Origin of the sequence: Bradyrhizobium jicamae (assembly GCF_001440395.1) — a bacterium.
In the GTDB taxonomy this organism is placed as follows: domain Bacteria; phylum Pseudomonadota; class Alphaproteobacteria; order Rhizobiales; family Xanthobacteraceae; genus Bradyrhizobium; species Bradyrhizobium jicamae.
On record NZ_LLXZ01000102.1, the window covers coordinates 215,903 to 238,143 of the forward strand.

General features: G+C 64.0%; 21 protein-coding genes and 1 pseudogene. 14 read left to right on the top strand and 8 right to left on the bottom strand.

Annotation, left to right across the window (positions count from 1 at the left end; genetic code table 11):
- Positions 1–90 precede the first annotated feature (90 nt).
- The 4 genes from CQ12_RS16890 to CQ12_RS16905 all read left to right on the top strand — a co-directional run bounded on the left by CQ12_RS16890 (position 91) and on the right by CQ12_RS16905 (position 4,372).
- A complete protein-coding gene (locus tag CQ12_RS16890) occupies positions 91–1,671 on the top strand; it encodes an alkaline phosphatase D family protein (RefSeq protein WP_057836408.1) in 1,581 nt (526 codons plus the stop codon).
- Between the two features lie 190 nt (positions 1,672–1,861).
- A complete protein-coding gene (locus tag CQ12_RS45080) occupies positions 1,862–2,302 on the top strand; it encodes a GlcG/HbpS family heme-binding protein (RefSeq protein WP_057836409.1) in 441 nt (146 codons plus the stop codon).
- Positions 2,303–2,341: 39 nt separating this feature from the next.
- A complete protein-coding gene (locus tag CQ12_RS16900) occupies positions 2,342–3,358 on the top strand; it encodes a Gfo/Idh/MocA family protein (protein ID WP_057836410.1) in 1,017 nt (338 codons plus the stop codon).
- Positions 3,359–3,388: 30 nt separating this feature from the next.
- A complete protein-coding gene (locus tag CQ12_RS16905) occupies positions 3,389–4,372 on the top strand; it encodes a tripartite tricarboxylate transporter substrate-binding protein (RefSeq protein ID WP_057836411.1) in 984 nt (327 codons plus the stop codon).
- A 43-nt stretch (positions 4,373–4,415) separates the two neighbouring features.
- Here CQ12_RS16905 and CQ12_RS47260 read toward each other — a convergent pair whose 3' ends face one another.
- Positions 4,416–4,544 carry a hypothetical protein gene (locus CQ12_RS47260; RefSeq protein WP_283807379.1) on the bottom strand — a complete coding sequence of 43 codons (129 nt, stop codon included), beginning with the start codon at positions 4,542–4,544 and terminating at the stop codon, positions 4,416–4,418.
- 133 nt (positions 4,545–4,677) lie between these two features.
- Between CQ12_RS47260 and CQ12_RS16910 the strand changes: the two genes are divergently transcribed.
- Together CQ12_RS16910 and CQ12_RS16915 are read left to right on the top strand one after the other, a co-directional pair.
- Positions 4,678–5,496, top strand: a complete 819-nt coding sequence (locus CQ12_RS16910) for an aldo/keto reductase (protein ID WP_057836412.1) — start codon at positions 4,678–4,680, stop codon at positions 5,494–5,496.
- A 100-nt stretch (positions 5,497–5,596) separates the two neighbouring features.
- Complete coding sequence (locus CQ12_RS16915) at positions 5,597–6,769, top strand: acetyl-CoA C-acyltransferase (RefSeq protein WP_057836413.1); 1,173 nt, start codon at positions 5,597–5,599, stop codon at positions 6,767–6,769.
- Positions 6,770–6,836: 67 nt separating this feature from the next.
- Here CQ12_RS16915 and CQ12_RS16920 read toward each other — a convergent pair whose 3' ends face one another.
- Positions 6,837–7,061: a hypothetical protein gene (locus tag CQ12_RS16920; protein WP_057836414.1), complete on the bottom strand. Its 225-nt coding sequence runs from the start codon at positions 7,059–7,061 to the stop codon at positions 6,837–6,839.
- Between the two features lie 299 nt (positions 7,062–7,360).
- On the opposite strand from CQ12_RS16920, the gene CQ12_RS16925 reads away from it, so the two are divergent.
- Positions 7,361–8,641, top strand: coding sequence for an amidohydrolase family protein (locus CQ12_RS16925; protein WP_057836415.1), 1,281 nt, complete (start codon positions 7,361–7,363; stop codon positions 8,639–8,641).
- Here the strand turns inward: CQ12_RS16925 and CQ12_RS16930 are convergent, their stop codons facing one another.
- Both CQ12_RS16930 and CQ12_RS16935 read right to left on the bottom strand, forming a co-directional pair.
- Complete coding sequence (locus CQ12_RS16930; protein ID WP_057836416.1) at positions 8,642–9,520, bottom strand: DMT family transporter; 879 nt, start codon at positions 9,518–9,520, stop codon at positions 8,642–8,644.
- A gap of 7 nt (positions 9,521–9,527) precedes the next feature.
- Complete coding sequence (locus tag CQ12_RS16935; RefSeq protein WP_057836417.1) at positions 9,528–11,213, bottom strand: FAD-dependent oxidoreductase; 1,686 nt, start codon at positions 11,211–11,213, stop codon at positions 9,528–9,530.
- Between the two features lie 150 nt (positions 11,214–11,363).
- On the opposite strand from CQ12_RS16935, the gene CQ12_RS16940 reads away from it, so the two are divergent.
- Positions 11,364–12,236 carry a Bug family tripartite tricarboxylate transporter substrate binding protein gene (locus tag CQ12_RS16940; RefSeq protein ID WP_245309961.1) on the top strand — a complete coding sequence of 291 codons (873 nt, stop codon included), beginning with the start codon at positions 11,364–11,366 and terminating at the stop codon, positions 12,234–12,236.
- 99 nt (positions 12,237–12,335) lie between these two features.
- Complete coding sequence (locus tag CQ12_RS16945) at positions 12,336–12,614, top strand: helix-turn-helix domain-containing protein (RefSeq protein ID WP_430642221.1); 279 nt, start codon at positions 12,336–12,338, stop codon at positions 12,612–12,614.
- A gap of 22 nt (positions 12,615–12,636) precedes the next feature.
- On the opposite strand, the gene CQ12_RS16950 is transcribed toward CQ12_RS16945, so the two are convergent.
- Together CQ12_RS16950 and CQ12_RS16955 are read right to left on the bottom strand one after the other, a co-directional pair.
- Positions 12,637–13,881 (bottom strand): aminotransferase-like domain-containing protein, encoded by a 1,245-nt coding sequence (locus CQ12_RS16950; protein WP_057836419.1) that lies wholly within the window; start codon positions 13,879–13,881, stop codon positions 12,637–12,639.
- A 58-nt stretch (positions 13,882–13,939) separates the two neighbouring features.
- The gene (locus CQ12_RS16955) at positions 13,940–14,461 is read right to left on the bottom strand and encodes a DUF3124 domain-containing protein (protein WP_057836420.1); all 522 of its coding nucleotides are present in this window, start codon (positions 14,459–14,461) and stop codon (positions 13,940–13,942) included.
- A 76-nt stretch (positions 14,462–14,537) separates the two neighbouring features.
- On the opposite strand from CQ12_RS16955, the gene CQ12_RS16960 reads away from it, so the two are divergent.
- Together CQ12_RS16960 and ribB are read left to right on the top strand one after the other, a co-directional pair.
- Positions 14,538–16,262, top strand: coding sequence for a cation:proton antiporter (locus tag CQ12_RS16960; RefSeq protein WP_057836421.1), 1,725 nt, complete (start codon positions 14,538–14,540; stop codon positions 16,260–16,262).
- Positions 16,263–16,428: 166 nt separating this feature from the next.
- Complete coding sequence (gene ribB, locus CQ12_RS16965; protein ID WP_057836422.1) at positions 16,429–17,505, top strand: 3,4-dihydroxy-2-butanone-4-phosphate synthase; 1,077 nt, start codon at positions 16,429–16,431, stop codon at positions 17,503–17,505.
- Positions 17,506–17,511: 6 nt separating this feature from the next.
- Here the strand turns inward: ribB and CQ12_RS43840 are convergent, their stop codons facing one another.
- The gene (locus CQ12_RS43840) at positions 17,512–17,673 is read right to left on the bottom strand and encodes a hypothetical protein (protein ID WP_157088265.1); all 162 of its coding nucleotides are present in this window, start codon (positions 17,671–17,673) and stop codon (positions 17,512–17,514) included.
- On the opposite strand from CQ12_RS43840, the gene CQ12_RS16970 reads away from it, so the two are divergent.
- Positions 17,672–18,886 carry an acyl-CoA dehydrogenase gene (locus CQ12_RS16970; protein WP_057836423.1) on the top strand — a complete coding sequence of 405 codons (1,215 nt, stop codon included), beginning with the start codon at positions 17,672–17,674 and terminating at the stop codon, positions 18,884–18,886. The two genes, CQ12_RS43840 and CQ12_RS16970, sit on opposite strands and share 2 nt — an antisense overlap.
- 189 nt (positions 18,887–19,075) lie before the next feature.
- Positions 19,076–19,996 (top strand): MBL fold metallo-hydrolase, encoded by a 921-nt coding sequence (locus tag CQ12_RS16975; protein WP_057836453.1) that lies wholly within the window; start codon positions 19,076–19,078, stop codon positions 19,994–19,996.
- 48 nt (positions 19,997–20,044) lie between these two features.
- Here CQ12_RS16975 and CQ12_RS16980 read toward each other — a convergent pair whose 3' ends face one another.
- Positions 20,045–20,902: a DUF1499 domain-containing protein gene (locus CQ12_RS16980; RefSeq protein WP_057836424.1), complete on the bottom strand. Its 858-nt coding sequence runs from the start codon at positions 20,900–20,902 to the stop codon at positions 20,045–20,047.
- Positions 20,903–21,356: 454 nt separating this feature from the next.
- On the opposite strand from CQ12_RS16980, the pseudogene CQ12_RS16985 reads away from it, so the two are divergent.
- A pseudogene (locus CQ12_RS16985) lies at positions 21,357–22,241 on the top strand (hypothetical protein); the annotation flags it as partial.

Below are 22,241 nucleotides of genomic sequence, written 5' to 3' on the forward strand. Positions count from 1 at the left end.
GATCTCACGTCATCCACCTGTCGTAAAACCTTCGGCCAGCGTTCAAATTGCTCGGGCACACCTTCGTCGTGATTCGACGAGGGTGCTTCGATGCCGATTGCGATACGCGCCGGGCAAAGCCTGAACCGGCGTCAATTATTGGTCCGCTCCGCCGCAACATGCGCCGTCGCCGGTCTCGGCAGCATTGCAAGACCCTATCTCAGCCGCGCCGCCGATCGGCCGCTTATCACCAGCGGCATTCAATCGGGCGACGTCTCGGCTGACTCCGCGGTGATCTGGGCCCGCGCCGACCGGCCATCGCGCATGCTGGTCGAGTGTTCGGCGGGCAAGGACTTCAAGAGCATTATCTGCACGGCTTCGGCCGATGCCTTGCCGGCCAGTGATTTCACCTCGAAGGTTCTGCTCGGCGGCCTGCCACCGGGGCAGGATATTTTCTATCGCGTGCGGTTTGAAAGCAGCGACAGCCCGGGACTAGCCGGCGAGACGCAGATTGGGCATTTCCGCACCGCGCCCACCGCACGGAGCAACGTATCGTTCGCATGGTCGGGCGATACGACCGGGCAGGGCTGGGGCATCGACGAAAGCCGTGGCGGTATGCGGACTTACCGGACGATGCTCGACAACCGTCCGGACTTCTTCATCCATTCCGGCGACCACATCTATGCGGACTGCCCGGTGGAGCGGGAATTGAAACTGCCCGATGGCGGGGTGTGGCGGAACATCGTCACCGAGGAAAAGTCCGTCGTCGCGCAAACGCTGGCGCAGTTTCGCGGCAACTACAAATACAACTGGCTCGACCCAAACTTTCGCGCCTTCCATGCCGCGGTCCCCCTGTTCGCGCAATGGGACGATCACGAGGTTACCAACGACTGGGCACCGGTCGGCACCGCCGATGACACCGGTTATGCCGAGGACGGTTCCTCGCTTCTGGTGGCGCGGGCGCGCCGAGCGTTCCATGAATTCATGCCGATGCGCGCGACGCCTGCGCAGGCGGACGGCCGCATCTATCGCAAGATCGCCTACGGCCCGCTGCTCGATGTCTTCATGATCGACATGCGCAGCTACCGCGATTCCACTTTTAACAGGCCCGACGACCAAAGCGACACCTGCATCCTCGGTGCGGCGCAACTCGCCTGGCTGAAGCGCGAGCTGGTGGCATCAGACGCGACCTGGAAAGTGATTGCCGCCGATATGCCGATCGGCCTGATCAGCGAGGACGCGATCGCGCTCGGCGACGGGCCGCCGGATCGGCGCGAGCATGAGATCGCCGATCTGCTCTCGTTCATGAAGCGCGCCGGTATTCGCAACACCGTATGGCTGACCGCCGACATGCATTACACCGCGGCGCATCATTACGATCCGAACCGCGCCACCTATCAGGATTTCGAACCGTTCTGGGAGTTCGTCTCCGGCCCGCTGCACGCCGGCACCTGGGCGCCGGCCCCGCTCGACAATACGTTCGGGCCGAAAGCGATGTTCCAGAAGGGCTGCAGCGGCGAGAATCTCGCGCCGTGCTTCGGGATGCAGTTCTTCGGCCGCGTCGACATCGACGGCAAGACCGAAGTGATGACCGTGACCTTGAAGGATGTCGACAATCGCGACCTCTGGTCGGTCGACCTCGAGCCCCGTCCGGATGCGCGGCCGGGCCAGATCATGGCGCAGCACATCTGACGCCTTCGATCGGGTGACCCGTCGCACAGAATCCCCGGCGACTTCCATGTTCGTGCCGCATAGTTCGGCCACGCTCTGTCGCTCTGCCGACACGTTGGCTAAAAAAACAACTCGAAATTGCGTATCGTTCCTTGAAGGAGGCGCTGCGGTGACGCACAATTCGCCTGTCCCTCCCGACCGGAGCGCCCCCATGTTTGTCGCCGAGAGCAAGCGCCTGACGCATCAGGGCGCGAAGATGATCATGGCGACGGCGCTGGAATTGGCGGGCCAGGCCAAGATTGCGATCTGCTGCGCCATCGTCGATGCCGGCGGGCATGTGATCCTGATCGAACGCATGGACGGCGGTCGCTTCCACACCGTGCACTCCTGCACCACCAAGGCGGTTTGCGCCGCGTCAAACCGCCGCCCGACCACGGCCAGGGGCGCGGCCGGCCAGGACCTCGACGTGGCCCACGCGATCGGGCTTGCGCTCGCCGCCGGACCGGAACGGTGGACGGCGATGGAAGGCGGCGTGCCGGTGCTGGTCGACCGCGAATGCATCGGCGGCGTCGGCGTGAGCGGCGGTGATTGGGAGACCGATTTGCGGATCGCCAAACTGGCCGTCGAGTCGATCGGCGCGAAATGGGAATGACATCGCAGGGACCGAAGCCGGTCCCGGGAGGGCAGAGTGATGGGTGCCGATCCGCTTCGCGTTGCCTGTATCGGGATGGGATGGTGGTCCGATGTTCTGGCGGATGCGATCCAGCGTTCGGGCAAGCTCGAGATCCGCACCTGCTACACGAGGTCCGAAGAAAAGCGCAAAAACTTCGCGGCAAAGTACCGCTGCCGGCCGGCCGAGAGCTACGAGGCGCTGCTGGCCGATCCCGAGATCGAGGCGATCATCAACACGACGCCGAATGATGTGCATCTGGCGACGACCCGCGCAGCCGCAGCCGCCGGCAAGCACGTCTTTCTCGACAAGCCGATCGCCAACAGCATCGCGGATGGCCGCGCCATCACCGAGGCCTGCCGTACGGCCGGCGTGGTGCTGGCGCTCGGCTATCAGCGGCGGCGCGAGAGCCATTTCCGCTACGTCAAACAGCAGATCGAGGCGGGCTTGTTCGGCAAGCTCGTCAACGCCGAGGCGAACATCAGCCGCGATCGCCTCGGTAAGGTCGATCTCTCCTCCTGGCGCTACCAGGCCGCGGGCATGCCGGGCGGCGTGATGCTGCAGATCGGGATCCACTATATCGACGTGCTCGCATATTTGATCGGGCCGATCCATGCGGTGTCCGCACAGTCGGTGCAACTGGTGCTGCCCGGCGACAATCCTGATGTCGCGAGCCTGATCCTGGAGCATGAGAACGGCGCGCTGTCGACGCTGAATGCAAGCTATGCCTCGGCGTCGGAATATTACCTGATGAATGTCTACGGCAAGGACATGACGGCGTTCTACGATCTGCACAACGGGCTGCGGCTGCTCAAGCGCGGTGAAAGCCGGCCGGTCGCGATGCCGTGCGAAAGTAATGACACCCTCGTCGAGGAACTCGAGGAGTTCGCTGCGGCGGCGCGCGGGCAGCGCCAGCACGAAGTCGGCGGCAAGGAGGCGACGCGATCGCTCGCAGTAGTGCGCGCCGGCATTGTTTCGGCGCATGAGGGACGTTCGGTCGAGGTCGCGGAAATATTGAACGGTGACGGAAAAATGTGACGGCGCAGTAGCAGGATAGGAGCGCGCGTTATGAAACCAGGTTCTTATGTCTGGAAAGTTTTCGCGGTTGCAATCCTGCTCGCTGGCATTGCCGGGCCGTCGCCCGCGCAGGACTATCCCTCCCGAGCGATTACGGTGGTCGTGCCGTTCCCGCCCGGCGGCGCCAGCGATGTGGTGGCGCGCATCGTCAGCAACCAGATGTCGAAGATTCTCGGGCAATCCATCGTCATCGAGAATGTCAGCGGCGCCGGCGGCACGGTCGGCAGCGCACGCGTCGCTTCTGCCGCGCCCGACGGCTATACCCTGCTTGCGGCGGCGATGGGCTCGCACGTCGCGGCTCCCGTGCTCACGCCGAACCTCAAATATGATCCCGTTGCCGACTTCGTGCCGATCGGCTTCACGGCCCACTCGCCGGCGATCGTCATCGCGCGGAAGGATTTTCCGGCCAACGACCTGAAGGAATTCGTCGCAACCCTCCGGCAACGGGGCGATGCGGTGAGGCAGGCGCATGGCGGCATCGGCGCGTCCTCGCATATGGCGTGCCTATTGTTCACCGCGGAAATCGGCGCGAAGCCGGCGCTCGTTGCCTATCGCGGCTCAGGCCCGGCGTTGAATGATCTGGTCGGCGGCCACGTCGATTTCATGTGCGAGCAGTCCGTCAGCGTGGCGGAGTCGGTTCTGGCCGGCTCGGTCAAGGCCTTCGCCGTCTCGGCCGCGAAACGACTTGAAACGCTGCCGAATGTTCCGACCGCCGGCGAAGCGGGCATCGGGTATCAGATGAGCGTCTGGGCCGGACTTTTTGCGCCAAAAGGCGTTCCGCCCGAAATCATCGCCAAGCTTTCCGATGCGCTCGATCGCGCGCTTGATGAGGCGGCCGTGCGCGAGCGGATTGCCCAGCTCGGCGGCTCGATCCCGGCCAAGGACGAACGCAACCCGGCCACCTTCGACCGGTTTGTTCGTTCCGAGATCGCGCGCTGGTCACCCATTCTCGCTGCGGCCGGATCGGGGAAGTGAGGCGTCGAACACAAGTGCCCGCGCCGCATCACAGGAAATCGGCTCAGGGCGTAACGATCAGATAGCCGCCGACAACGAACAATACGGAGAGCGCAATAACCACCCCGAGCACGGCGGCGATAATCGCAGGCAATTCATGGGTTTCCAGCCATTGTCGCAACGCTCTTACCATCGCAGCCCTGATCTTGATTTGCCCCGCGCCCTGCGCGCAAACTATTCAATAGCGGCCAATTCCCCTCAATGAAATACCGTTGAGGCGGCCTTCGCTACGCACGCGGTGCTTTTTCCTTTCCGGGAGAGCCATCATGGAACATCTGCGAACCCAGGGTATCAGCCTGCCGAAGCTTGGTCTCGGCACCTTTCGCATGCAGGGCGATGCCTGCCGCGCGGCCGTGGAGGGCGGGCTGGCGTTGGGTTACCGGCATCTCGACACCGCCGAGATGTACGACAATGAGGAGGCCGTGGGTGCCGCGATTGCAGCCTCGCGCGTTCCCCGCAAGGATCTGCATGTCACCACAAAAGTCTGGAACGAAAACCTGGCGCCGGATGCGCTCCGCCGGGCGTTCGATACTTCGTTGAAAAAACTCCGGCTCGACCATGTCGACCTCTATCTGGTGCACTGGCCGGCGCCGAACATGAACCTGCCCGAGATCTTCGAGACGCTGATGCGGCTGAAGGAGGAAGGCCGCACCCGCGCCATCGGCGTCGCCAATTTCAACATTGCGCTCGTCAAGACGGTGGTCGAGGAGATCGGGGCGCCGATCGCCTGCAATCAGGTCGAATACCATGTGATGCTGGATCAGACGCGGCTTCGCCAATTTCTCACTGCGAAATCGATACCGATGATCGCCTATTCGCCGCTGGCCAAAGGCCTTGCGGCTTCCGACACGGCGCTTGCCGCGATCGGTCGCAAGCACAACGCCAGCGCAGCTCAGGTGGCGCTGAAATGGCTGCTCGATCAGGATGGCGTCGCTGCGATCCCGAAGGCATCGCGCAGCGAGAGCCAACAAGCCAATCTCGACGCGCTGAAGCTGAGGCTCGACGACGCGGACCGGAAGGCGATCGCGGGCTTGCCGAAAGACAAACGGTGTGTAAATCCCGGCTATGCGCCGGCCTGGGATTGATGCCGGTTCTTGCCTTTTCCGCTGGCCGGAATTCGGGTTTTCGCTACACACGGGCGCGGCTCCAGTCCATACTGGATCGCATCAAAGGGAGGTCTTTCAAATGCGTGAAGCTGTCATCGTTTCCTATGCACGTACCGGGCTGGCAAAGTCCGGCCGCGGCGGGTTCAACATCACCCCTCCGATGTCGCTGGCGGGCCACGCCATCAAGCACGCCGTCGAGCGCGCCGGCGTCGACAAGGAGTATGTCGAGGACTGCTATCTCGGTAACTGCGCGCATGGCGCGCCGAACATCGGCCGCCAGGCCGCGCTGCTCGCCGGCCTGCCGACGTCGACCGCCGGCGTCTCGGTGAACCGCTTCTGCTCCTCGGGCCTGCAGACCATCGCAATGGCCGCCAACTCGATCCGCTCTGACGGTGCCGACTGCATCGTGGCCGGCGGCGTCGAGAGCATCTCGATTCCGGGCGGCGGCTCGCCGAAGGAATCGATCGATCCTGAACTGCTCAAGGTCGCGCCCGACATCTTCATGGCGATGATCGACACCGCCGACATCGTTGCCGAGCGCTACAAGCTCAGCCGCGAATACCAGGACGAGTATTCGCTGGAATCGCAGCGCCGCATGGCCGCTGCCCAGCAGGCCAACAAGTTCAAGGACGAAATCGTCCCGATGAAGACCAAGATGAAAGTGGTCGACAAGGCGACGAAGGCGGAATCGATCGTCGACTACGTCGTCGACCGTGACGAGTGCAACCGGCCCGAAACCACCCTTGAAGGCTTGGCCAAGCTCGAGCCCGTGAAGGGCCCCGGCAAATACGTCACCGCCGGCAATGCCAGCCAGCTTTCGGACGGCGCCGCGGCCGTGGTGCTGATGGAAGCCAAGGATGCCGAGAAGCGCGGCCTCAACCCGCTGGGCCGCTTCGTCGCCTGGGCCTCCGCAGGCTGCGAGCCGGACGAGATGGGCATCGGCCCGATCTATGCCGTGCCGAAGCTTCTGAAGCGCCACGGCCTGAAGATCGACGACATCGATCTCTGGGAGCTGAACGAAGCCTTCGCCAGCCAGTGCCTCTATTCCCGCGACAAGCTCGGCATCGATCCCGAGAAGTACAACGTCAATGGCGGCTCGATCGCGATCGGCCATCCCTTCGGCATGACCGGTGCGCGTCTCACCGGCCACATCCTGCAGGAAGGCCGCCGGCGCAAGGCCAAGTGGGGTGTCGTCACGATGTGCATCGGCGGCGGCCAGGGCGGCGCAGGCCTGTTCGAGATCTATAGCTGAGCCTCGAAGCCAACGTGCAACAAAGAAAATGGCTCCGCGAGGAGCCATTTTCCATTTCAGGTCGGTCTCAGTAGCGATACTTCTTGATGACCACGGTCCTGTCGCGATGACCATGCCGCCATCCACGGTGCCACCCGCGGTCGCGCCTGAATTCAGCCCGCGCGCCGTGGTGGGGGTGGTGGTGATGATGGTAACCGCGCTTCTTGATGATGACCGTCTCGGCGCTTGCGATCGACGGCGCCGCGATGACGAGCGCGCCGAGTGCAGCGACGATATATGCAAGCCTTTTCATTCCAATTCTCCTCCAATTGAGCTGACGTAAAACCTCACATCGCGAAGAACGTTCCGGCGAAACTTGAAGAGAATTCTGAACGGTTGTTCAGGCTCGCGCGTGGCGCGCTTCCGCTGAACTTTCGGATGAGGACGCATAGCGAACTGTATGCCGCCTGGCGTAGATGCGCCGGTTTGCCCACTCTGGGATCATTGGCCTCATTGCCGCTCCCGAGTGGGCGATGCGCGCGCCCTGCTTGCGGAAGGCCGCAGCCGGGCGCATCATCGTCCGACAAAATAATTATCAGGGGGAGCGCTGCGATGACCGGGTTTTCACGCCGTGATTTTCTGGGCCTGACGGGGACGGCTGCGATTGCCGCCATGTCCGGCCGCGCCAATGCCGCGATGGGGCCGAACGACAAGTTTGACCTTGTGATCAAGGGTGGCGACGTGCTCGATCCCAGCCAGTCGCTGAAAGGCAAGCGCGACATCGGCATTCGCTGGGGCGTGATCGAGGCGGTCGAGAACGAGATTCCGGCCGCCCGCGCCGCCAGGACCATCGACGCGTCAGGCAAACTGGTGACGCCCGGCCTGATCGACCTGCATTCCCACGTCTACCCCTACGGTTCGGCGATCGGCATTCCCGCCGACGAACTGGTGCAGGCGCAAGCGACCACAACGGTGGTGTCGGCGGGCGATGCCGGCGTCAACAACCTCGCGGCGCTGCGCCGTTACATCGTGGCGCAATCGCGGGCGCGGATTTACGCCTTCGTCCACATCGCCAATAACGGCCTGTCCGGATTCCCGGTCGCGGAGCTCTACAACATCGATTATGCGCAAGTCGAAGCCTGCGCGATGGCGCTGGCGGAGAATCCGGATTTCCTGCTCGGCGTGAAGGTCAGGATGTCGGAGAACGTGATCGCCAAGCACGGTTTGGAGCCGCTGAAGCGAAGCATCAAGGCCTGCGAAATGTGCGGCTGGCCGGCCAAGATGATGGTGCATATCGGCGGCGTCGAGACCAAGGAGCTGATGTCCGAGATTCTCGACCTGCTGCGGCCGGGCGACGTGCTGACGCATGCCTATTCCGGCGCGCCGAATATTGCGGGCGTGTTCACCAACATCGTGCAGGACGGCAAACTGCTGCCGGCGGCGCTCGCTGCCAAGCAGCGCGGCGTGATGTTCGATGTCGGCCATGGCGGCGGCAGCTTTGATTTCACCGTGGCGGAGGTCGCGCTTCCCGGCGGCTGCACGCCGGACACAATTTCTTCCGACATCCACGTCTTCTCCGGCAATTCGCCGGGCATGCCTTATCTGCCGAACGTCATGAGCAAGTTCATCGCACTCGGCCTGACATTGGAGCAGGTGGTGGCGGCGGCGACGGTGACGCCGGCCAAGATCATCAACCGCGCGCCGAAGATCGGCACGCTGCAGATCGGCGCGCCCGGCGACGTCGCGATCATGGATCTGGTGGAAGCGCAGACCTCGTTCGTCGATACCCGCAACAACAGGCGCGAGGGCAAGCTGTTGCTCAAACCCGTGCAGACCGTGATCAACGGCGTGCCGTTCGGCCGGCCCTATCAGGCGCCGTTCGCGGTGCGGTAGTCAGTCTGGACGTCGCTGCGTGCGCATATCGCCGACGATGTCGGCAATGACGGCGCCCATCACCAGGGCGCCGCCGGCGAGGACCCGCAGCGTGGGAACCTCGCTGAATGCCACCCAGATCCAGAACGGCATCAGCGGCGTCTCCAGCGTGGAGATCAGGGCGGCCTGGCCGGACGGCAGCAGCCGCGAGCCGAGGAAGAACAGCGTCAGGCCGATCGCGACCTGAAAGCATCCGAACATCGCAAGAGTCACGATATCGGCGCCGGTGACGCCGGCGATGTTGCGGGCGAATGGAATGCTGACGATGCTGCCGAGGAAGTTCGACAGCGCGGCGGCTGATACCATCGACGTGTCCTTGTGCCGCCGGACCATGACCGTCATCACGGCGATCATCAGCGTCATGAAACAGGCAAGCGCTATCCCGAGAATATCGGAGCCGACGCGCGCGCCGCCGACGATGATGGCGACGCCGCAGAGCGCCACGACACTCGCGATCATGGTTCTCACATGCGGGACTTCCCGCAACCAGATCCAGGCGAGTGCAGCCGTGACGAAGGGGCCGGTCGCGATGATGATGGCGACGTTGGATACGCTGGTCAGTTGCAGCGACGGGATGAAGGCGACCATGGCCGATGTCGATAACGATGCTACCAGCCATCCGGTTTTGCTCATCCTTGTCAGATCGCGCAGGCCGGCGCGCCCTTGCAGCACCAGCATGATCGCCACGATCATGCCGCCGCCGAACAATCCGCGCCAGAACAGGATGGTCCAGGAGTCGTAGGGCAGCAGCCGCGTGAAGAGTGGCGCTGTGCTCCAGGCCTTGGCGGCGGCGACGACGAGGGCAATGCCCACGCGATGCTGGGAGCGCACTTCGACCATAGGAAAGTTAGCCCGGGCTCAGGTTGAGGCTTTGGCCGAGCAGTTTGCTGACGAGCGGCGCGGGATCGTCGGGGATGGCGTCGCCGCGCCAGGCGACGTGCTGATCGGTGCGCGCCAGGATTAGTTTGTGGTCGCCAAGCACTTGGGAAACATCGACGACCGCAAACGGAACGCCGTTGGCGCGCATCGCTTCGGTCAATGGCGCCACCGCGACATCCGGATCGTAGCGCAGCAGCGTATAGCCCGGACCGAGCGCGTCGTAGACCGGCCGTCCGTCGGACAGCTTCGCGAAGGGAAGGCGGCAGCCCGGCGTGGAGGATGGCGTGAAATCGGCCATCGTAAAACCGGGCTGTTCGGCGCCATCATAGGCGATGATCGGGGATTGATCGTAGAAATAACCGAAGTTGAGGCCGGCGCAGCAATATTGCTGCACGTTCAGATCATAGGCCGCTTGCCCGACCTGCTTGCGGACGGCGTCGCCTTCCGGCCCCGGCTGCTCGATCTCGTCGGGAACGGTGCGCCGCTGGCTCAACACCTTGCCGGCCATCTCCATCGCAAAGCGCGACACCTGTTCGGTGATCGGAAGGCGCTCGGCCTCATAGGCATCGAGAATCTTGACGTCGGCCCATCCCTGCAGATAGGCGCCGAGCAGCCAGGCGAGGTTGGTTGCGTCGGCGATCCCGGCATTCATGCCGTAGCCGGCATAGGGCATCCACAAATGCGCGGCGTCGCCGCAGATGAAGGCGCGCCCCTTGCGAAACCGGTCGGCGACGAGGCGGCGGCCGACCCAGTCCTCCTTGCTCAGGATTTCGTACTCGAAATCGGGGCCGACGCCGAGGATGGCGCGGATCGAGGCGTCGCGATCCACGGACTCGAAGGTCTCGTCCTCGCGGTTGAGGTGGTTGTGGATCAGCCAGTTCTCGTGGCCGTCGATCGCCACCACCGTGCCGCAGCGCCGCGGATTGAGCGACAGCGTCATCCAGGCCGGCTGGTCCATCATTCCGAGCAGACCGGGTGCGTGGATATAGGTCGATTGCACGCGCTGGATGATCGGCGTGCCCTGCAGATTGGCGTCGATGGCCTTGCGCACCAGCGAGCGCGCGCCGTCGCAGCCGACGATGAAATCGGCGTGAATCGGCGAGGCGGTTCCGCTGTCGAGGTTGCGGACGGTCGCGACGATGCCGTTATCGTCCTCGCGAAAATCCTCGAACGCAGTGCGGTTCAGAATTTGCAGTCCCTCGATGGAAGCGGCGTGGGCGAACAACACCGGTTCCATGTAGATCTGATTGATACGGTGCGGCGGCTCGGCCGTCGGCCAGCCGGTGTCTGGACCGCCTGTTGCGGTGTAGCGATCGCGGCGGCAGGGGATCGGGATGCGCGACAGCTCGATGCCGGTTGCCGTGGTGCGGTAGGAGCAATCGTTCGGGTAGTCGGCCGGCAATCCTGTGTCGCGCAGCTTCTGCGCCAGCCCTAGCCTGCGGAAAATCTCCATCGAACGCGACGAGACATGGTTGCACTTCACGCTTGGCGGCTCGCCCGCTGCGCGTGTTTCCGCAACAGTGACGGAAATTCCCCGCGTTGCGAGGTCCATGGCCAGGGTGAGGCCGACCGGACCGCCACCAACCACGAGAACGCTGGTCTTCACCATGTCGAGTGCTGCCTTCTCGCTTGCTGCGCTGGGACGATCATGCATTACTGCGCGCCAAAGAGATCATCGGGGGGCCCTTTAATGTTTCCGTCGATCCGCCGAGGCTTGATCCGCGCCGTTATTGTTGTTTTGTCGCTGTCGTTGTCGGCGATTGAAGCAGCAAACGCATATCCCGATCAACCCATCAAGATCATCGTGACGTTTCCACCCGGCGGCAGTGCTGATATCGTGATCCGCGCGCTGCAGCCGCTGCTTGCGGAAACGCTGCGGCAGCCGATCGTGATCGAGAACCGGGCCGGCGCGGGCGGCAATATCGGAATCGGGGCGGTGGCGCAGGCTGCACCTGACGGCTACACGCTCGGCATCGCCGCAGCCGGCGTGCTGACGGTCAATCCCCATCTCAATCGCGCAGCGATGTCGTTCGATCCGGTCAAGGATTTGGCGCCGGTAACGATGCTGGCGGAAATCCCGTTCGTGCTGGTGGCCTCGCAACAATCGGGCATTGCATCCGTCGCAGACGCCATTGCCAAGGCCAAGGCTCAAACGGCGGGCCTGTCGATCGGCCATGGCGGCAACGGCACCGCGATGCACCTGACCACGGCCTTGTTCAACCAGAAGGCCGGTGTCGGAATTCAATTGGTCGCCTATCGCGGCACGGCGCCGGCGACGACGGACGTGCTTGCCGGTCACGTCCCGCTGGCCGTGCTGGATATCCCGGCCTCCAAACAATTGATCGGCGATGGCAAGTTGAAGGCGCTCGGCGTCTCCGCTGCCAAACGTGTGGTGTTCCTGCCAAACGTTCCGACGCTGGCGGAGCAGGGCCTCAGTGGATTCGAATCCGTCGGCTGGTTCGGTATCGTCGCGCCCGCCGGCACGCCGCCTGAGGTCATCACCACGCTGAACACAGCCTTCGTGAAGGCGTTGAGCGATCCGGCCGCGATCGAGAAGATCCGCACGCTCGGCGCCGAGCCGGTGCCGACTTCGCCGGATGCTTTTGCAAAATTCATCCAGAGCGAAAGCGCGAAATGGGGGAAGCTGATCGCCGAGGCCGGCATCAAGGCTGAATAGGGCCGATTGATCGAGATCAATTGGCCGATCCTATTTGATCCCAATCAATGCGGCGGCCTTCTTGCCTGGCGACGATGCCGGCAACAAGGATCGAGCGTGATGCCCAGCGAAAGCCTATCCCAGACCGAAGCATTTCCGGGCGAGCGCGCCCGGGCGATGCCCTATGACGAAGACGGCCGCCTGCCTTTCGAGAGCGCGTTTCTGGCGCAGCTCGGAGACAAGGTGCGCGAAATGCGTGCGCAGCACGGCCTGTCGCGCCGCGAACTCGCGCGCCGCGCCGGCATGTCCGAGCGTTACGTCGCCCAGATCGAGGTGGGCAAGGGCAACGTCTCGATCGTGCGGTTATTGCGCATCGCGCTGGTGTTTCGCGGCGAATAGCGTTTCGCGCGACGAGTTGAGTTCAACTGCTCGCGCGCTTCTCCACATTGGCAATCCGCTCTGGCACGCCGAACTCCTTGCGGCAAACCTCCGCGAGGACGGCGACGCCTTCGCGGATCTGTTCGTGCGAGGGGCTGGCGAAGCACAGCCGCAGCCGGCTGCCGGCATAGGCCTTGTCGGTCGACCATTCCGGCCCGGGATTGATGGAAACGCCGGCGGCGAGCGCGGCCTGATAGAGCTTTAGCGTGTCGACATTGTCGGGCAGCTTCACCCACAGGAAGATGCCGCCCTCCGGCGCCTCGAATTCGGCCGCAGTGCCGAACTGCTCGTTGAGCGCCTCCATCAGCGTGTCGAGCTTGGCGCGCAGGCCGCGCGTCAGTTTCGGGACGTGACTTGCAAAATGCGGCGCGCAATATTCCGCCAGCACCATCTGCTCAAGCGCGCCGGAACCTGCGTCGGTCTTCAGCGCCAGCATCCGCGACATCATCTCCCAGGGCGCCACGATGAAGCCGACGCGGAGCGCCGGCGCGATCGACTTCGAGAACGAGCCGATGTGAATGACGCCGCCATGCTGGCTCATGGCGTAGATCGCGGGTGGGCGCTCGCCCTTCCAGATCAGGTCGGCGTAGCAATCGTCCTCGAAGATCGGCACGCCGTACTCCCGCGACAGTTTCAGCATCTCCGCGCGGCGCGTCTGCGACAGGATGCTGCCGGTCGGGTTCTGCACGGTCGGGATGGTGTAGATGTATTTCGGCGTGATGCCGCGGCGCTTGTGGTCGGCAAGCGTTGCCGCCAGTGCATCCATCCGCATGCCCTGATCGTCGAGCGGAATGCCGACCGCGTTGACGCCGAGCCGTGTCAGCCGGGTCAGCGCACCCTGATAGGTTTCCTGCTCGACCAGCACGGTGTCGCCGCGCGCCAGAAGCGTCTGGTTGACGAGGTCGAGCGCCTGCAGCGAGCCCGAGACGATCATGATGTCGTCGGCACCGCAGGTGATGCCGGCGTCGCGCTTGAGTTTCGCGGTGAGGAATTCGCGCAAGGGGCGATAGCCCTGCGGGCCGCTGGCAAGGCCGTAGGTCGCAAGCGCCTTGCCCTCGCGCCGGAGCACGGCATTGACCGCCTCGATCAGGCCGTCGACCGGCACCTGATCCGGATCGTTATTGCCGCCGACAAAGGAGTATTTGGCGAGGCCCGTCCACCGCGCTGCCGGCGCCGGCAATCCGGCGGGCAGCAATGGCGAAAAATCGAAGGGGGATGCGGCAGACATGGATATTCACTCCCGTTTTGTTGTTCGTTGAGAAGGCCGCAAGCGACCTTCCGGCAGGCTAGTTCTTGATGATCCTGATCGACCGACCCTGGCTGATGAAGGCATAATGCCCGGCGCCGACGCCGCCGAACATCAGGGCTTCCACCGTGGGCTCGGCGATCTCTCCCGTGGCCGCCCAGTCGACCACGAAATTGGCACCGGTGCCGCCGCGCACGTCGTTGGCGGCGATGAAGACTTCGATAGTCGCGAACGGTTTTAGCGCAACCGGCGACTTGAGGTAGCTCTCCACCATATTGCCTGATGTGTCGAAATAGGCGATCCGCTTCAGGACGAGCGGGCGGGTCTCGGAGGCGTTGTGGACGCTGAGCGTAACCGAGAAATCCGCCCGCAGCTTGCCCTGGCTCATCGAGACGCTGGAATAGACCGGCACGTAGAAGGCGCCTGATACGGCGAGATTCTCTACCGGCAGCGCGGTGAGGGAGGCGGCGAAATTCTGCTCGATACCGCCCGCGGGCTGCGCACAGGCGCTGGGGACGGAAAGGATCGACAGCGCGGCCAGAATCGCTAGAAAAGCCCCCATTCCATGGCTGTGACACATTGCTTGTTTGACCCTTGCGCCGGGATCTCTAGGTTGCAAGAAGGGGAAATCCGGAACCATGCACGAACTTATTCGCGATATCACCTTATGCATCCTGTTCGCCTGGGTGCTCGGCCTGTTGGCGCATTTCTCGCGGCAGCCGCTGATCCTGGCCTACCTTATCGCCGGGTTCTTCATTGGTCCATTCGGCACGAAATGGGTCAAGTCCGAAGAATCGATCAACGTCATCTCCGAACTCGGCCTGATCTTCATGCTGTTCATGATCGGGCTGGAAATCGACCTGAAGAAGATCGTGCGCGCCGGCAAGGTGATCCTGTTCGCCGCGGGCGGGCAACTGATCGGCGGCTGCCTGCTCGGCATCTTGTTCTTTATCGGGATCGGCCTGTCGATGGGCAGTGGCCATTTCGACGCGCTGTATCTCTGCGTCGCCTGCGCGCTGTCGAGCACGGTCATCATCGTCAAGGTGCTGTACGAGAAGCGCGAGCTCGACACGCTGCCGGGCCGGATCACGCTCGGCGTGCTGGTGCTGCAGGACATCTTTGCGATCCTGTTCCTGGCGGTGCAGCCGAGCCTCGATAATCTGCAAATCAGCATCATCCTGCTGTCGGTCGCCCGGGTCGGCGCGCTGGTGGCGACCGCGCTGGTGCTCAGCCGCTATGTGCTGCCATGGCTGTTCCACCAGATCGCGCGCCGGCCGGAACTGATCCTGCTCGGCGCGCTGGCCTGGTGCTTTCTGATCGGCGAGATCGCGGAGCGGCTGCATCTGTCGCGCGAGATGGGCTCGCTGGTAGCGGGCGTTTCGCTGTCGACGTTCCCCTATGCGCTCGACGTCACCGCCAAGGTGACGACGCTGCGCGACTTCTTCATCACGCTGTTCTTCGTCTCGCTGGGCATGACGATCCCGATCCCCAATGCGTCGGTGATCGGGCTGGCGCTCGCGATCGCGGCCTTCACCGTCGTCAGCCGCATGGTGACGACATTCACGCCGCTCTATTTGATGAATCAGGGCCTGCGCGCCAGCCTGTTGCCGGCGATCAATCTGGCGCAGATCTCGGAGTTCTCGCTGGTCGTGATCCAGACCGGCGTCCTTGCCGGCCATATCAGCAAGGAGACGTCGAGCGCGGCGTCGTTCGCTTTCGTCGTGCTGGCGGTCCTGAGCACGTTTGTAATGGCGCGCAGCGACCAGGTCACGCGCGGCCTGATCGGCCCCCTGAAGCGGATCGGCCTGCGCGATCTCGACCACAAGCATGAAGGCGAGGCCGGGCACGGCGGGCATGGCGAGGCGCGCCGCATCGTCATCCTCGGCTTCTTCCGCGCCGCCAGCGCATTGATCGCCGAGATCGAACGCCGAACGCCGGCGGTATTGGAGCAGATCACCGTGATCGATTTCAATCCGCTGGTGTTCCGGACCCTGACCGACCGCGGCATGCACGTGGTCTATGGCGACATCAGCAATGTCGATACGCTGGTGCATGCCGGCGTCGGCAAGGCCGAGCTGATCATCCTCAGCATCCCGGACTCGCTCTTGAAGGGCGCCGACAACGAAAAGCTGGTCCGGCATGTCCGCTCGCTCAATCCGAGCGCCAAGATCGTCGCCACCGCGGAGATCCTGGCCAATGTCAATGACCTCTACGAGGCCGGCGCCGACTATGTAACGGTAACCCGGCTCAGCGACGCCGACGAATTGTATAAAGTCATCGAGGCCGCGCAGGCCGGGCTTCTGGACGACAAGCGCGCCGAGACCGACGTGCTGCTCAGCGAGCGCCGCGAGGTGCTGCCGTAGAAATGGGCTCGTGTAGCCCGGATGGAGCGAAGCGCAATCCGGGCTACGGACCGCATCCTGGTATGCCTGTGAGCGACGTTGCCCTGCGTATTGGCGCTAGCGCTGCGCATGGAGTCCGGCTAATGCACTGGCTGAAAGAAGCGAGATTTGACGAGATTTCGAGAAAATGGCCGACAGCATCCAGGAAGTTCTGCAAGCCTTTGCCAAGGGTGAACTCGTCGTCGTCACCGACGATGACGACCGCGAGGGCGAGGGCGATCTGATCGTCGCGGCCTCGCTCTGCACCGCGGAGAAGATGGCGTTCATTATTCGCCATACCTCCGGCATCGTCTGCGCGCCGATCACCACCGACGACGCCCGCCGGCTGCGGCTCGATCCCATGGTGGCGCATAACGAGTCCAACCACACCACCGCCTTCACGGTCTCGATCGACTACAAGCCCGACGGCGGCACCGGCATTTCGGCGGAGGAGCGCGCCTCCTGCTGCCGCGCGCTCGCCAATCCCAACGCCGGCGCCAGCGACTTTGCCCGGCCCGGTCACATCTTCCCGCTGATCGCCCGCGACGGCGGCGTGCTCTTGCGCTCCGGCCATACCGAGGCGGCGGTCGATCTTTGCAAGCTCTCCGGGCTACCGCCGGTCGGCGTCATCTCGGAGTTGATGAACGACGACGGCACCGTGATGAAGGGCGAGCAGGTGGCGCGCTTCGCCGCCAAGCACAAGCTCAAGCATGTCACGATCGCTGACATGATCGCCTATCGCCAGGCGCGCGAGAAGCTGATCGAGCGGGTCGCGACCTTCACCACCGACAGCCCGATCGGTCCGCTGCAGGGTTATGCCTATCGCTCGCCATTCGACGAGATCGCGCATGCCGCCTTCGTCTATAACGGCATCGGCGACGGCAAGAACGTGCTGACGCGGCTGCACAAGCCCAACATCGTCAAGGATCTCTTCACCGGCCAGGCGCGGATGCAGATCGTGCTGAACCATTTCGAGAAGGCCGGCCGCGGCGTGCTGGTTTACTTGCGCGACGGCGCGGCCGGGGTTCCCGTCGAGCCGGTGGGCGAGCAGAAATCGGCCGAGGCCGATCGCAACCGGCAATGGCGTGAAGTCGGCGTCGGCGCCCAGATCCTGCGCGATCTCGGCATCACCTCGATCGTCAACCTCACCTCGTCGGTGCACGACTACAAGGGACTATCCGGTTTCGGCATCGAGATCGTCTCCAACGAGAAGTTGGAGGGATAGCCGTCGTCATTCCGGAATGGTCCGCAGGACCATGTCCGGAATCTCGAGATTGCCGGGTTCACGCTTCGCGTGCCCCAGAATGACGTTCAGAACATTGCGCTTCTGCCGATAGCGCATTAATTTGGCGGCAAATTTCCATGAGGACAGTGATGCGAAAGGGATTTTCATGAGCGTGCGCCCTCAAGCCAAGGACAAGCCGGCGGCGGCTTCCTTCCAGTGGGACGATCCGTTCCTGCTCGACGACCAACTCACCGAAGATGAGCGCATGATCCGCGACACTGCGCGCGCCTATGCGCAGGACAAGCTCCTGCCGCGCGTGATCAACGCGTATCTGGAAGAGAAGACCGACCGCGAAATCTTCAACGAGATGGGCGAACTCGGCCTGATCGGGGTGACGCTGCCGGAAGAATATGGCTGCGCCAATGCGAGCTACGTCGCCTACGGCCTGGTGGCGCGCGAGATCGAGCGGGTCGATTCCGGCTATCGCTCGATGAACTCGGTGCAGTCCTCGCTGGTGATGTACCCGATCTACGCCTATGGGGACGAGAACCAGCGCAAGAAATACCTGCCGAAGCTTGCCACCGGCGAGTGGGTCGGCTGCTTTGGCCTGACCGAGCCGGATGCCGGCTCCGATCCCGGCGGCATGAAGACCCGCGCCGAAAAGGTATCCGATGGCTACCGCTTGAGCGGCAGCAAGATGTGGATCTCGAACGCACCGATCGCCGACGTGTTCGTGGTCTGGGCCAAGTCGGCCGCGCATGACAACCAGATCCGCGGCTTCATCCTCGAGAAGGGCATGAAGGGCCTGTCGGCGCCGAAGGTCGGCGGCAAGCTTTCGCTGCGCGCCTCGATTACCGGTGAGATCGTGATGGACGGCGTGGTGGTGCCGGAGAGCGCGCTGCTGCCCAACGTGTCGGGCCTGAAGGGACCGTTTGGCTGCCTCAACCGCGCCCGCTACGGCATCTCCTGGGGTGCGATGGGCGCAGCCGAAGACTGCATGCACCGCGCGCGGCAATACACGCTCGACCGCAAGCAGTTCAACCGGCCGCTGGCGGCCACGCAACTTGTGCAGAAGAAGCTCGCCGACATGGAGACCGAAATCGCGCTCGGGCTGCAGGCCTCATTGCGCGTCGGCCGCCTGATGGACGAGGGCAAGATGGCACCGGAGATGATCTCGATCGTCAAGCGCAACAATTGCGGCAAGGCGCTCGACATCGCCCGCGTGTCCCGCGACATGCACGGCGGCAACGGCATCCAGATCGAGTATCACGTGATGCGCCACACCGCGAATTTGGAAACCGTGAACACCTACGAGGGCACCCACGATGTTCACGCCCTGATCCTGGGCCGGGCGATCACCGGCATTCAGGCGTTTTCGTAAAGTGCCTGCGCCGCCGGGCGCGGCCTAACCCCAAGTTCCGTCATGGCCGGGCAGAAGCGCGAAGCGCGTCTTCGCGCTAGATGTCCCGGCCATCCACGTCTTGGGCTCGCAAAGGAAGACGTGGATGCCCGGGACAAGCCCGGGCATGACGAGGTCAAAGAGAATCCGGAAATCACGGACGAGCATCCCATGGCCGACAACGACGACATCCCGTTCAACCGCGACTTTCCGCTGAAGCCCGGCGTTGTCGACGAGGCCCGCCCCGGCGTGCGGCGCGTTCTCTGCAACAATCCGAGCCCGTTCACCTTCACCGGCACGGTCAGCTACATCGTCGGCCGGGGCAATGTCGCGATCATCGACCCCGGTCCCGACAATGAAGCCCATGCGAAAGCGTTGCTCGACGCCGTGCGCGGCGAGACTGTGACGCATATTCTCGTCACCCATACCCATCGCGACCACTCGCCGAACACCGCGCGGATCAAGGCCGCCACCGGCGCGCCCGTCTATGCCGAGGGGCCGCACCGCGCCTCGCGGCCGCGCTTCGAGAGCGAGAAGCATAATCCGGAGTCCGGCGCTGACCGCGATTTCAGGCCCGATATCACGGTCAAGGACGGCGATGTGATCGAGGGGCAGGGCTGGGCGCTGGAGGCGGTCGCGACCCCCGGCCACACCGCCAATCATCTGGCGTTCGCCTGGCCCGAGCGAAAGATCAATTTCGTCGGCGACCACGTGATGGGCTGGTCGACCTCGATCGTGGCGCCGCCGGACGGATCGATGATCGACTACATGGCCTCGCTGGCGCGGCTCGAAGGGCGCGAGGAGGATCTGTATTTCTCGGGCCACGGGCCGGAAATTCCGGAAGGGCCGCGTTACGTCCGCTTCCTGACCCGGCACCGCCAGGCCCGCGAAGCCTCAATCCTGCATCGCCTTGCCAAGGGTGAGGCCGACATCCCGACCATGGTGCGCGCAATCTATATCGGCATCGACCCGCGGCTGACCAATGCCGCCGGCTATTCCGTGCTGGCGCATCTGGAAGACCTTGTCGCCCGCGGCATCGTCGCGACGGATGGTGATCCGGTGATCGGCGGGACGTACCGGATGGCGTCTTAACCTCTCCCGGCAGGAGCGGGGCGAGGGAGCGCACCGTTCGTTGGCGCGCTAGCTGCCCTTTTTCACGTTCTTCGCTTGCGCCTTCGCCGGCGCCTGCGGCTTCTTCGGCGCTGCCGGCTTGGCGTTGTCGACGGCCGAGTTGATGTCCTCGATCAGTTTTGTCACGCGCGAGGCGTTGCTGCCGAGGTCGCTTTCGAAGTAGCGCGAGGAGGAGCGGATATCGACACGCGATTCCTCGCCGTCGGGCGTGACGCGGATCGAGACGTCCTCGCGGAAACCCATGACCGGCGTTCGCGCCACCGCCTCGATGCGGCCGATGCGGCGCGGCGGCTGCGGCGGCCGTTCGTCGATCACCAGCCATTTGCGCTTGGTGACCAGCGCCAGCGTCACCTCATAGGCCCGCTGCGGCGGGACCTCGAGCTCTACCGTCTCGATGTCGGGGTAGGCGATCCGCTGCTGCTCGGCCGAATAGAGCCCGGCATAGACCGCCGAATTGGCGCCTTCGCCGCTGCGCAGCCGCGCCAGGGCCTCGAAGCGCGGCGGATCGATCGGATCGGTGGTGATGTCGTGGATCGGCGGCAGCTTGCGGTATTGCAGGGCGAGGTAGGCCGGGTAGGCGAGCAGGATGGCGTTGATCAGGAACGCCAGCAGGATCCGGCCCATGCCGCGCGACCCGTTCTGCCAGATCGCGGCAAAGGCGGCGAGGCCGACCAGGATGGAAAGAACTGCAAGCGCCAGCGCGCCGAAGAAGGTCGCCAGCGCCGGCTTCATCTCCAGGAAGCCGAAGCGGACGATGAGGATCGATCCCACCACCGCGACCACGGCGAAGATGGCAAGGTTGCGCGACCAGGTGGCGAGGCTGGACACGGGCTCCGTCTGATAGGGAGCGGAAAACCTTCGGGCCATCGGTGCAATCTGCCGGGGTTGAAATCTGTCTGGCCGGCGGGCGGGCCGGCTGCAAACTAGGAAAACTTGAGACCACGGCGTGCGTAGAATTTCAAGGTTTGCCGGCTATGCTGATCGGGCAGGCGGCGACAACCTCACGGGTTTAACCATCCCTGTAAATTGATTATTAGTTGTAGATTGAAGTTGGTCCAACTTTCGTCTACCTCTCGCCGCCGGGTTGTCGTATTTGCCGCAACACGGGACTGTCCTGCACGGGGCACGGCGAGCGCCAACCAAATGGGGAAACGGCGGGTGTCAGCCGGAAGCGCTGCAGGATGATCTCAACTTCCGGTCCTTGTTGCGGGCGGAGTCGCAAATAAATTGCGGTTACGCTCCCGGAGTTCTAGGATTGTACAGGGCGCTATCGGCATACGTCCGCGGGGCTGGCGGAAGGCCCCATGAGGGCGAGTTCAGTATGAGTAGTGATGCAAAGCACGAAGGATATGTCGGCCCGAACGATCCGGCATATTATGCGCCGCGGGAGTTGAGGGAACGGGCGAGCAGTGAGCAGCCGAATCCGATGCTCATGCAGAACAATGACGGCTGGCGTCCGCGCGTGACGACGGAAGGCCCGCCCTTGCAGCCACTGAGCAAGCCGTCCCGCCGCCAGGATTCCGAAATGTTTACCAAAGCCGTGGCCCAGGCCATGCAGGAGGCGCGGGATAACGTGCCGGTGGAGGCACCCTCCGTGCTCCGCGACCTGTCGGGACGCCGCGCGCTGATGCAGCAGGTCGTTCGCTTCTCGATCGCGGTCGCGATCGCAGCGAGCATCGCGATGCTTCTGGTCATGGCCATTCCGTCGTCGCAGCGCCCCGCAAACCAGGATGCGTCGCTTTCTGCTGCCTGGCAGTCGGTGAAATCCTCGGTGCTGCCGGCGCAGCCGACCACCCCCCCGAAGCGTACGGCGACTTTGGCCGTGCAGGACGGTAGCGGGTTCGTCAACGATCCCGTGCCGCTCGGAATTCACGTCGGCGCTCCGCCGCCCGGCGCGTTCGTATCGATCAACGGCTTGGTCGGTGGCGCGCGGCTGACGTCCGGCAAGCGTATCGCCGCCAACGAATGGCGCGTGCCGGCAACGGAGATTTCCGGCGTATCGGTCATTCCGCCGGACGGCTTCACCGGCCAGATGCTGGTGACGGCTGAATTGCGTGACGGTGGTGGCGTAGCGCTCACCGGCACCTCTACCCGCCTGACCTGGGTGGCTTCGCCCAGTGCCGCCGCCGCGCCGGTAGTCGCCGCCGCGTCGCCGGTCCTTGTCGCTGCCCCGCCGCCGGTTGTCGCCCCGCCGCCGGTCGCCCCG